This is a genomic window from Buttiauxella noackiae, from assembly GCF_000737905.1.
GTDB classification, from domain to species: domain Bacteria; phylum Pseudomonadota; class Gammaproteobacteria; order Enterobacterales; family Enterobacteriaceae; genus Buttiauxella; species Buttiauxella noackiae.
The window spans coordinates 270,734-284,096 of sequence record NZ_JPRU01000002.1; the positions used below are offsets into that span (position 1 = coordinate 270,734).

2 protein-coding genes are annotated in these 13,363 nt (G+C 49.0%); one reads left to right on the forward strand and one right to left on the reverse strand.

The genetic code is table 11. The features are described from left to right. Nucleotides 1–46 precede the first annotated feature (46 nt). Nucleotides 47–11,554, reverse strand: a complete 11,508-nt coding sequence (locus tag IX31_RS23150; protein ID WP_051880662.1) for a retention module-containing protein — start codon at nucleotides 11,552–11,554, stop codon at nucleotides 47–49. A 402-nt stretch (nucleotides 11,555–11,956) separates the two neighbouring features. Between IX31_RS23150 and IX31_RS09725 the strand changes: the two genes are divergently transcribed. Beyond that, on the forward strand, nucleotides 11,957–13,300 hold the full coding sequence (locus IX31_RS09725; RefSeq protein ID WP_034457635.1) for a TolC family outer membrane protein: 1,344 nt from the start codon (nucleotides 11,957–11,959) through the stop codon (nucleotides 13,298–13,300). The last annotated feature ends 63 nt before the right edge of the window (nucleotides 13,301–13,363 follow it).

The window sequence follows — 13,363 nt, forward strand, 5'->3', positions numbered from 1 at the left end:
TAATTGCATGTGATATCACCGCCCGGTTAAGGGCGGTGACTATCAATTATGAATGGTAATGCTCAGGCTTTGGGATTAGGTGATCCAGCGAATGGGTCGCCCCTCCCGCTGAGTCATAGCTTATATGGTGTGCATCACCACCGTGTGCCGGGGCAGCAGAAGGTGCATCAGTAGCACTTGCACTTCCCTTGCCGTGGTGTGCATCTCCACCCTTAATCATCTGTGTAATATCTGTACCTTCATGTAGCTCGTGCGCCAGATCGCTAAGATCCACTTTCTCATGCCCGTGGTTTTCTTTACCGGTAAAGACCTTCAGGCTTTCATCGCCGTGATGGTTTTTAGAATCATGAGCAAGATTAAAGGATAAGGTATCGTGGCTATCATCAAACAGATTGCTTAATCCATTATCGTGAGAAGGTGCATTAGCGGCATGGTGTGATTTATCACTACCATCAACATCATGTTTTCCACGATGAGACGGATCATCCATCGTGAATTCGCTCTTTTGATGGATCACATCTGAGTTGCCATGGTTATCGTTAGCAATGACTGAAACATCCACGTTATTCTTGCCGATACTAAGATCGTGGGTATTAACCGGAATATCGTAGGTTAAACGCCCATTATCATCGTGCAGTACCGCGTCATAATGTTTGCCATTGATAGTGGCGTTGATGTGATCGTTGGCATGTACATCAGCACTGTCAATCTGGCCAGTAATATGAGTCACATGATGACGCGCTTCTTGCGAGTCCAGGTGGTCATCACCGGTCACTTTATCGATAGTGATTTTGGCGTCGGCATGGGTGTCCACCAATACATCGTGTGAGTCATGAACGGTGATTGCGTTACCAGCTTTATCCGTCGCATCGATACTGACATCAAAGGTATTTTTCCCTTCGTGCAGGTAACCTTTGTCTACATGAATGTCGTAACCCAGATGGCCATTAATAACTTTAACCTCACCTGTAAACGACTTGTTGTTAACTGTCACCGTCACATGGTCGCCCAGTTGCGCATCTCCATCAGGAGTCACCGTGCCGGTGACAGAAACATGGTCAACCTCACTGGCATTGATAACATCATTCCCTGCCACAGTATCGAGGGTGATATGAGCATCAAGCTGTGTGTCCACCTGGACATCGTGTGAGTCATGAACGGTGATAGCGTTACCGGCTTTATCCGTCGCATCGATACTGACATCAAAGGTATTTTTCCCTTCGTGCAGATAACCTTTATCAACATGAATGTCGTAACCCAGATGGCCATTAATAACTTTAACCTCACCTGTAAACGACTTGTTGTTAACCGTCACCGTCACATGGTCGCCTAGCTGCGCATCTGTATCTCGGCCAACCGTGCCGGTGACAGAAACATGGTCAACCTCTTTTGCGTTGATGACATTGTTCCCTGCTACCGTGTCGAGCGTGATTTCAGCGCGAAGTTGGGTATCCATCTGTACATCGTGTCCGGCATGAACAGTGATTGCGTTACCCGCTTCATCCGTCGCGTTGATACTCACATCAAAGGTGTTAGTCCCTTCGTGTAGGTACCCTTTATCCACAGAAATGTCGTATCCCGGATGGCCATTAATATCGATCACCTTACCGGTGAACGAGTGACCATTGACCGTCACCGTCACTTCATCGCCCAGCTTTGCATCTCCATCAGGAGTCACCATGCCGGTAACAGAAACGTGGTCAGACTCGCTGGCATTGATGACATCGTTTCCAGCCACAGTGTCGAGGGTGATATGGGCACCGATCGTCGTATCAAGCGTAACTGTGTGAGTCTCGGTGGAGGTTGCAGGGTTGCCAGCGTTGTCTTCCCCATTGATGGTGATAGTGACCGTGTTATCACCTTCAATTAGCGCATCGGTTGAAACCGGAATAGCAAAAGTCTTATGCACACCGTCATCAGCGACGACAACGTCTTTAATATCAACAGTGATATGCGTGCCGTTCAAATCGATGGTTATCTTGCCGTTGACAACATCACCCGTAATGACGCCATGCACAATAGTATTGGCATTGTGGGATTCAGTGATATTCACTCGATCATCACCAGCAACAATATCGATTTTAACCGTGTTTACTGCATCGTGGTCGATGGTAATGGTGTTAGTTTCGGTGACGGTTAAGGTGTTGCCGACAGCATCGACGCCAGTCACTTTATAGGTAATCGTCTGATCGGCAAGCAGATCGGAAGTCGGGACATCCAGTTTAAAGGTGTAGCCATGTGTCACATCGCCATGGATAGTCACAGGGCGCTCATTACCGTTGATGGTAAGAATAACCATGCTGCCGTCTTTCACATCGCCGGTTACTGTGCCGCTAATCTGCGTGGTTGAATTATGACTTTCTTCGATATTCAGGATGTTATCTGTTGCCACCGGATCAAACGTCAGTTTCACATTGGCATGATCGTCGATGGTCACAACTTTGCTCTGACTTTGGGTAAAGTGGTTACCCGAGTCGTCTTCGCCATTTACCGTCACGACAATCGTTGGTTTATCGGTGTGCTGGTATTGCGCCTCGGCTTTGAGATCGGCTGAGTCAACGTCCACCGTATAGACCAGCTTCCCGGTCACAGCATCCACTTCAACAAGCCCGCTCTTCTCAACGCCATTGAGCATGATGGTGACTTTGTCACCGACCGCTGCATCACCCTCTACCGTGCCGGTGATCCGGGTATGCTCCGCGCTGAGATCTTTCGCCGAAAGGATGTCATCACCGGATACGATATTGATTTTGATACCCGCATGGGCCTCGGTATCAACGGTAATAGCCTGAGTCGCGTGTACAGTCAGGGTATTTCCATGATTATCATGGCCCGTTACCTCAGCCGTGATAGTTTTGCCCTGTTCCAAATCTTTGGTATTAACATCAACCGAATAATTCAGTTTCTTATCGAGCGCAATGTCTTTGTAATCCTGACCATTAATATGCAGTGTGACATGATCCCCAGGCTTCACATCACCAGTAACATGGCCTGTAATCGTAGTCGTATTTTTACTCGTTTCAGCAAGATTCAGAACGTTGTCGCCGGTGACTTTGTCGATAGTGATAGTGGCGCTAATGTCCGTATCAACGGTAATCGTTTTACCGTCCGTTGCCGTAAATGTATTCCCTTCGTCGTCATGCCCGGTCACGCTCACGGTGATGGTCGGGGTGTGGCGTAGATCGTCAACGCTGACGTCTTTGCTGAAACGCATCACACCTTTGGCGTCGGTAAAGACCTGGGTGGTAACAGGATTACCATTCACCATAATGGTGACGTTACTGCCGTCATGAATACCATCACCTTTGACGATACCGCTGACGGTTGTTGTCCCGGACTGTGACTCCAGAATATTTATAACGTTGTCGCCAGCAATGTTATCGAGGTGAATTTCGGCCTTAGCCTCAGTATCTATGCTCAGTTCTTTAGATGCCGTATACACTTGGTTACCGCTGTGTGACGTGATGAGTGCTGTCACAGCCGGACTGTTCATCAGGCTTGCTGTATCAACCGGAATTTCATATCCATACTCACCCGGAAGATTGGGCAACTCAACGACTTTGCCGGTATAGGAATCTCTACCAATATGTAGCGTCACTTCATCACCAGGATGAACATCCCCTGAAACCGTACCGCGAATTAAGCTCTTGCTCGCTCCTGATTCGGTTTTATTGATCACATCATTACCCGCAACCGGGCTGATAGTGATTTCGGCATGTGGGTGCTGAGTAACGTTCGATGGATCTGTATAAGGTGGTTCCGCGGAGTTATCATTAGAACCTCGCGCAAAAGCATGATCTGACACCGTTTTAGTATTACCGAGGCCATCATGCCCCGTAACTTCAGCGACAATAAATTCATTTTTAACTGCAATAGGTATATGCCTTATTACGCCAGTGACTGGGTCTTTTTCCTCATCGAATCGATACCATTTCTCAGTAGAACCATTAAAGTTGGTAAAGGTATAAACCTCAGCGGTGTAGGTATGACCACCAGCAGTGATAGTAACTTTATCGCCGTCGTTCACATCCCCGGTTACTTTCCCCTGAACGACCCAGTGATCACCTGACTTATCAATGCCAATGGTGATATGTGCATCAGCACGCGTATCTATACCGACCGCATGATCGGCCGTTGCCGGCACGGTGTTCCCCGCCGCATCGTAGCCAGTTACGGATGCATGAAGAACGGGTTTATCGCCGCCGGAAAGCAGATCATCGGTACTCACATCAATGCTGTAGCCCAGACCCTGTCCCTTGACTTCAGAAACAACTTTTCCGTAGTAGTGCTGATTGTTGACCTCAAGATCAACGGTGTCACCGATATGAACATCGCCGGTGACTTTTCCAGTGATAGTGGTGTATTCCTTGTGAGCATCTACGTTATTGATCCAGTCATCGCCTGAAACAGTATCAATAGAAATAGTCGCCTGTGCACCGTCATCTCTGAAGACTTCGTGTGATGCGTAAACCGAAACGCTGTTGCCATGCGGATCGACAGCGGTGACGGTGGCATGAATATATGGATTGGCTAACAGCCCGTCGGTTCTCACTTCAACGGAATAACCCAGGGCGTTATTGAGATGCAGCTGCGGTTCAACTGTTGCTGGGTAATCAACCCCATTGACCCAAACATGGACGATATCCCCTTTATGAACATCGCCACCGACGGTACCGTTAATGGTGGTGGTTGGGTATTTTTGATCAAGATGATTGAGGGTATCGTCGCCAGAAACCACGTTGATCGTCACTGATGCATCAGCATGATCGTCAATAATGATCGTATGATCTGCAAAGGCTTCCGCGCTGTTTTTAGCATCGTCGGTGACAATGATGCTGGCATGAATATGCGGATTGGCCTGAAGATCTGCCGTGCTAACGGAAATATGGTACCCCATCTTTCCGTTACCATAATCTTCTACAAAACCATGGTAGTCCTTGCCATTTATGGTTAACGTCAGAAGGTCACCTCGATGCATGTCCCCTTCAACCGTGCCACTAACCAGAGTATGTCCCTGCTTGAGTTCATCGGCGTTCAGGGTGTTATCAGGCGTCACCGAATCAACGGTAATCACAGCGTCCACTTTCAGTTTAACCTCAACAGTCCTGTCTGCTTCAGCGGTTGCCGTGTTGTTGGCATTATCATTGACGGTCACGCTTGCCGTGAAGTGAGGGTCGACCATCAGGTCATGGGTGCTCACCTGTTTGCTCCAAAGCAGGTTGCCCTGAGAATCTTTGGTGACTTCCGCTGTCAGTTCATTGCCATTAATCACCAGGTGAACAATGTCGCCTTCTTTCGCGTCGCCGCCGACGGTACCTGAAACCGTGGTTAATTCTTGATCCGACTCTTTACCATTGATCTTATCGTCGCCGGTCACTTTATCGATGGTAATGGTCGCCGTCGCTTCAAGATCAATATCGATATGGTGGGTGATGTCGATATGATCTTCGTTACCGGCAGCGTCGTGCGCCACAACATGGGCAATTGGATCAGGGTCAGCCAGCAGATCTTTGGTCGATACATCCACGCTATAGCCTAAAGCGCCATTCTGATAAGGCAGCTTGATAACGGTAGTTTCATATGAGTGTTGATTAACGGTGATGGTGACTTTATCGCCTTCATTAATCTCACCGCTCGTCGTGCCACTCACCGTGCCAGTGACTTTGGTGGTGTGCTCTTGTGATTCGTGGTGGTTAATGATGTTATCGCCAGTCACCTGCCCCACAGTGAGAACGCCATCAGCATGGTTATCAATATGCACGGTGTGTTCGGTGGTCACAGTGACAACGTTGTGCAGTTCGTCATGAGAGGTGACGGAGGCGGTAAATTTCACATCGGTGTCGATTTTGCCTTGATTGTCGCTGATAGCATAATTATCGACTTCAATACGGAAACCTAAATGACCGTTACCCAAGTCAACAACCTCGCCTGGGTATTTATAGGAATTCACTTCAATAACAACGTGGTCGCCGACTTTGGCATCGCCACCCACTTCACCGGTGATCGTCACCTTAGGCTGTTCTAACTCATTGTAGTTAAGCACGTCGTCAGCAGTGACTTTATCAATACTGATAGTGGCATCCGCATGGGTATCGACCGCAATATCATGCGTATGGGAAGTCGTGACGACGTTACCGATTTCATCATGGCTGGTGATAGAAACTTTTACCGTGTCCAGACCTTCATAAAGCCCGCCCGGTGGCACCGGCACTGAGTAAAAAAGATTGCCATTTGAATCAGTGTGAACCTGACCGTGATAATCATGATGCGCAGGCTTGCCGTGTTCATCAACTCCCGATACACGTACGGTTACTGCATCTCCATTTTTCGCATCATCACCCGTAACTGCACCACGAATAATGGTGTTTTTCAGGGATTCAGCATGGCTGATCCAGTCTTCGCCCGACACCGTTTCGATGGTGAAATCATTTACCGCGAAGTTATCGATATGCACCGTGTGATCGGTGGTGACGACAACTTCGTTATTATGCACATCATGGGAAGTGATTTTTGCCGTGAAGGTGACGTCTTTTTCGACGTTGCCTTTGTTATTGCTGAAATCCACAGAATTAACTGGAATATTGTAGCTAAGGTCATTCCCGAGGTGGCCGGTGTACGGGTTGCCATTAACAGTGATAATGACCTCATCGCCCGGTTTGGCATCCCCCCCAGCGAACCCACTGATCATCTGGGTTTTATCACCCAGTTCTTTGTGATTCAGGAGGTTGTCATCGGTAACGTGTTCAACGTTCAGCGTTGCGTTGGCGTGGTTATCGATATACACCGTGTGTTCGCTAGTTTGAACAACGACGTTGCCCGCAACATCATGAGATTTCACTGTCGCCAGGATGTGAACTTTGTCATCCACTTCACCTTGGTTATTGCTGAACAACCCGGAATCCACTTCAATGTGGTAGGCGAACCCTTTACTCTCAGCCACCACTTCGCCCGTGAACTGATGCCCTCTCACGTCGATAACAACCACATCACCCGCTTTAGCATCCCCCCCCACCGTGCCGCTTACCATCTGCTTCGGTGCAGTCAGTTCGCTGTGGTTCAGGACGTTATCTTGTGTGACATCGTCAATTGAAATCGTGGCGTTGGCGTGGTTGTCGATGTTAACCTGGTGATCATGCGTCGCGATCACTTCGTTGCCCGCATCATCATGAGAGGTAATGGTGGCGTGCACATTGACCGTGCCGTCCACTTCACCTTTGTTGTTGCTGAAGACGCGCGGATCGACCGGAATGTTATAGCCCAGTTGCCCGTTACCCAGGTCAATCACTTCTCCTTTGAAATGATTGCCTTTAATTTCTATATCCACACGGTCGTGAAGTTTCGCATCACCATCCACCACACCATGAATAAACTGGGTTTTAGCCGCCAGCTCATCGTGATTGAGGACGTTATGTTTGGTGACATCATCAATGGTGATCGTGGTGTTGGCGTGGTTGTCGATATACACCGTGTGTTCAGCGGTCTGCACCACCACGTTACCCACACCATCGTGAGATTTTATCGTGGCATGAACGTTAACTTTGCCATCGATTTCACCCTGGTTGCGACTGAACGCCGCAGGATCCACTTCGATGTTGTAACCTAGCTCGCCGTTGCCGAAATCAACGACACTGCCGGTGAAATGGTTGCCATGAATGTCAAGATCAACCACATCCCCCACGCGTGCGTCGCCGCCAACGTTACCGTGAACAAACTGTTTTTCGGCATTCAATTCGTCGTGATTGAGGACGTTATCTTTGGTGACATCATCAATGGTGATCGTGGCGTTGGCGTGGTTGTCGATGTTAACCTGGTGATCATGCGTCGCGATCACTTCGTTGCCCGCATCATCATGAGAGGTAATGGTGGCGTGCACATTGACTGTGCCGTCCACTTCACCTTTGTTGTTGCTRAAGACGCGCGGATCGACCGGGATGTTATAGCCCAGTTGYCCGTTACCCAGGTCAATCACTTCTCCTTTGAAATGATTGCCTTTAATTTCTATATCCACACGGTCGTGAAGTTTCGCATCACCATCCACCACACCATGAATAAACTGGGTTTTAGCCGCCAGTTCATCGTGATTGAGAAGGTTATCTTTGGTGACATCGTCAATGGAAATCGTGGCGTTGGCGTGGTTATCGATATACACCGTGTGTTCAGCGGTCTGCACCACCACGTTACCCGCGTTATCATGGGATTTTATCGTGGCATGGACGTTAACTTTGCCATCGATTTCGCCCTGGTTGCGGCTGAACGCCGCGGGGTCCACTTCGATGTTATAGCCTAAGTTGCCGTTGCCGAAATCAACGACACTGCCGGTGAAATGGTTGCCATGAATGTCAAGATCAACCACATCCCCCACGCGTGCGTCGCCGCCAACGTTACCGTGTACAAACTGTTTTTCGGCATTCAATTCGTCGTGATTGAGGACGTTATCTTTGGTGACATCATCAATGGTGATGGTGGCGTTGGCGTGGTTGTCGATATACACCGTGTGTTCAGCGGTCTGCACCACCACGTTACCCGCRTCATCGTGGGATTTTATCGTGGCATGAACGTTAACTTTGCCATCGATTTCACCCTGRTTGCGGCTGAACGCCGCGGGGTCCACTTCAATGTTATAGCCTAAGTTGCCGTTGCCGAAATCAACGACACTGCCGGTGAAATGGTTGCCATGAATGTCAAGATCAACCACATCCCCCACGCGMGCRTCGCCGCCAACGTTACCGTGAACAAACTGTTTTTCGGCATTCAATTCGTCGTGATTGAGGWCGTTATCTTTGGTGACATCGTCAATGGWRATCGTGGCGTTGGCGTGGTTGTCGATGTTAACCTGGTGATCATGCGTCGCGATCACTTCGTTGCCCGCATCATCATGAGAGGTAATGGTGGCGTGCACATTGACCGTGCCGTCCACTTCACCTTTGTTGTTGCTAAAGACGCGCGGATCGACCGGGATGTTATAGCCCAGTTGCCCGTTACCCAGGTCAATCACTTCTCCTTTGAAATGATTGCCTTTAATTTCTATATCCACACGGTCGTGAAGTTTCGCATCACCATCCACCACACCATGAATAAACTGGGTTTTAGCCGCCAGCTCATCGTGATTGAGGAGGTTATCTTTGGTGACATCGTCAATGGTGATAGTGGCGTTGGCATGGGTGTCGAGCACCACGTTTTTATGCTCCACCGCAATCGCGGTGTTGCCGGCAGCATCGACGCCGGTAACCATCACCTGCACATCATTGTTGCCTTCGTTCAGTGCCGCGGTCGGCACCGGCACGGCGTAGTGCAGCTGGCCGTTTTCATCGGTGACCACATCGCCACGGTATTCATGACCGTTGACGCTGACCACCACTTTATCGCCTGCCTGCGCATCCCCGCTCACCACGCCGGAGATCATGGTCGGCATACGGGATTCAGTGGCATTCACTACGTTGTCGCCGGCCACGGTCTGGATGAGTACATGGTTTTCAGCATGGGTGTCGAGCACCACGTTTTTATGCTCAACGGCAATCGCTGTGTTGCCGGAGGCATCGACGCCGGTGACCATCACCTGCACATCATTGCTGCCTTCGTTCAGCGCATGCGTCGGTACCGGCACGTCATAGCGCAGCTGGCCATTTTCATCGGTGACCACATCGCCACGGTATTGATGGCCGTTGACGCTGACCACCACTTTATCGCCTGCCTGCGCATCTCCGCTCACCACGCCGGAGATCATGGTCGGCATACGGGATTCAGTGGCATTCACTACGTTGTCGCCGGCCACGGTCTGGATGAGTACATGGTTTTCAGCATGGGTGTCGAGCATCACATTTTTATGCTCCACCGCAATCGCGGTGTTGCCGGAGGCATCGACGCCGGTGACCATCACCTGCACATCATTGTTGCCTTCGTTCAGCACGGATGTCGGTACCGGTACGGTGTATCGCAACTGGCCATTTTCATCGGTGACCACATCGCCGCGGTATTCGTGACCGTTGACGCTGACCACCACCCGGTCGCCCACCTGCGCATCGCCTGACACCGTGCCACTAATCATGGTCGGCATGCGTGATTCCGTGGCATTCACAATATTGTCGGTCGCCACGGTTTCAATTGTCAGCGCATTATGCGCCTGGGTGTCCAGGGTGACGGTATGATGTTCAACCGCAATCGCTTCGTTACCTGCCGAGTCATGGCTAACCAGTTGAACCTGAACGTCGTTCGCCCCTTCCTTAAGGAGGCTGCTCGGTACCGGCACTTCATAGCGGAGTTTGCCGTTATCATCGACTACCACCACACCATGGAACTGCTGGCCCTGCACCGTCACGGTAACGGGATCGCCAGCTTTAGCATCGCCACTGGCGTCGCCTGCAATCATGGTTGGCATGCGGGATTCGGCGCGGTTTACAACATCATCGCCAGCAACAGTACCAATGGTGACTGAGTTATGAATGTCGAGATCGATATCGACCTGGTGATCGGCTGTAGCCTGGGTGGTATTGCCTGCTTCATCCGTTGAGGTGACGACAGCGTGGATCTGCGGATTAGCCAGCAGTCCCGGAGTTGATACATCAACCGTATACCCCAGCGTACCGTCACCCATCGCGATAACGTTGGTGTGGTAATCCTTGCCGTCTACCGTCAAGGTCACCTCATCGCCGATTTTGGCGTCGCCCCCCACATTTCCGTGAACCGACGTCAGTGGATTATGAGATTCAGCGATGTTGATAACGTTATCTGGCGTGACGTTATCGATGGTGATGTTGTCATGCAGGTCCGTAATGTCGATTACGGCATTATCGGTACTTGTTGCCGTGCGCCCCGAAACGTCAGTGGCTGTTGCCAAAACAGTAATATCACCTTCAACCAGGCCGGTGAGATCAGGTTGCGCCGTCCAGTGCCCGTTGTTGACGGGAACATCAATGGTGATTGTGTTTTTTTGGCTATCGGTAAAGGTGAGTGTGATGTGATTTTGATTACTGGTACCGCTGATGGGAGTATGGTTTATTTCATTTTTGTTAATAAAACCATCATTACCAGCAAAATCATCAATGTTAACTAACGGTGGTAAAACAGGAGGGGACCCCGCATCGGCTAAGCCGTTCTCGGGTAAGTTAAGTTCCCATGTCGGCGAACCCAGGCCAGCTGTTTTAAAACCAGCGGTTGGATCAATTATCTGCCCGGTTAAATCTAACTGAACAAGAGTGTGGCCACCGCCGCCGCCCTCAATTTGCACCGGGGCTTCATTGCCCGCAGCGGTTGCTTCTAATGCTTGTGTCGGGTCAGCGCCGTCAGCAATGGCTTTCTGTAATGATGCGACATCTTGAGTGTCATGCTCTGCAGTACTTACTGCATTCAAGCCATGCTCACTCCAGTGGCTATTACGACCAAGATCCAAGGTTTTACCATCGGGCAGCGATACGCTCACCGCACCGCTGGCACCTGTGACAATCTCTTCACCACTGTAAATTCTGTCACCTTCTTTCAAGAGACGCTGCGAGCCATCTGCTTCTACTACATAAACCTGGCCAATTACCGCTTTAATAACACCGAGTAAATTACTCACAGTACCCTCTCTTGAAAATCATCATTATTTTTATAAAAGCCGCAATAAATTAAATAATTAATAACATTATCATTTCATTTATAATACATAACCAAGAATATAAAAATGCCCATTAATGGACATATCCTTATTAGAGAGTATTTATAAATGTAGAAAAAAACACAGTTATTAGAACTCTATTATCGGAGGCTTGACTGAGCGTTAAATATAATCAAAAATGACGAAAAGTGAAACATCACATTACAGAACATTAAATTTCATTGCGAATGAAGCTGCGTTTAATGTAATCAGATAAAGACCTCTGCGCTTGTTAATTAATATGATGTTTCGTGTTAAAACTGAAATGGATATAAGGCGTGATATAGGGATATCGTTAACGCGCTCAATAAAGGCTTCATAAAAATGCAGAAGTTTTCCCTTTTTATACTTGGTTGTTTATCAATACCATCAGTTAACGCAGCAACTTTACAAAATACCGTAAATCAAGCTTTATCCAGCCATCCGGAAGTTAATGCTTCAGTAAATAGCCGTTATTCTGCAGAACAGGATTTGCGTGCTGCTCGCGGTGGGTATCTTCCTTCTCTAAATGTTGATGCCGAAGCAGGTAAGAAAAACATCAATGATGCTACCACGCGCGCGGGTGGAAGTAAGAATGGGATGAATCTGTCGCCAAACGACGCCACGCTTAGTCTCAACCAGAATGTATTCGACGGTTTTGCAACATCAAGTGAGGTTGGACGTCAAAAAGCAACCGTTGATTCCCGGGCTTTTAGCGTGCTCAACATCAGCGAGAACACCGCTTTCCAGGTGGTGCAGGCCTACCTTGATGTATTGCAACGCCAGGAATATGTGCATCTGGCAGAAGATGACCTCGCGAACCATGAACGTATCTATGACCAGATTCGTTTACGTACCGACCAAGGCGTTGGCCGCTCGGGCGATTTAATGCAGGCTGAAGCGCGTCTGGCGCAGGCGCGCAACAACTTGTTGACTGAGCAAACCAACCTCGAAGATGCCAATACGACATTCATGAGCGTGACCGGCGAAGCGCCCGAGAACCTGAGTCTGCCTGAGCGTATTGATGCCATCCTTCCAAAATCGCTTGAAGATGCCAAACGCATAATGGAAGACAACAGCCCGCTGTTGAAATCTGCCAATGCTGATATTCAGGCAGCTCGTCAACAATATGAAGCTTCTAAATCAACGTTTTACCCACGCGTTGATGTGGCACTGTCTCGCAGCATCAGTAATGACACCGACACGACTCGCGCCCATTCAGAAGAATGGCAGGCGATGGTAAAGCTGCATTACAACCTGTACCAGGGTGGCAGCGATAAAGCAGCAATGCAGTCCCGCGCGTATCAGGAAAAACAAGCTCAGGACGTGCGTAATAACACGCTGCGCCAGATGAACCAGGAAATTGGCCTGGCATGGTCAGCATTAAAAAGCGCCAGAGACCAAATACCCGCAGCCACAGATTATGCCGATCGCAGCGTGAAAGTTCGTACCGCATATCAGGATCAATTTAGTTTAGGTGAACGAACACTTCTGGATTTATTAGATAGTGAAAATGAAGTATTCTCAGCGAAACGTCGCTTGGTTGAATTACGTTACCTGGAAATTACCACGGGTTATCGTATTTGTGCGCGTATTGGAGAATTATTAAAAGCACTTAAAATTAATCCAGTGCCTGCTGGCCAACCAATCGACTCCCCAGAAGATAACTCATTACCTGAACTTAATTAGCATTTAATTAACTGAAATAGTTCACCGGTGAACTATTTCAGGATTAGCGCATTTTTTATTTTT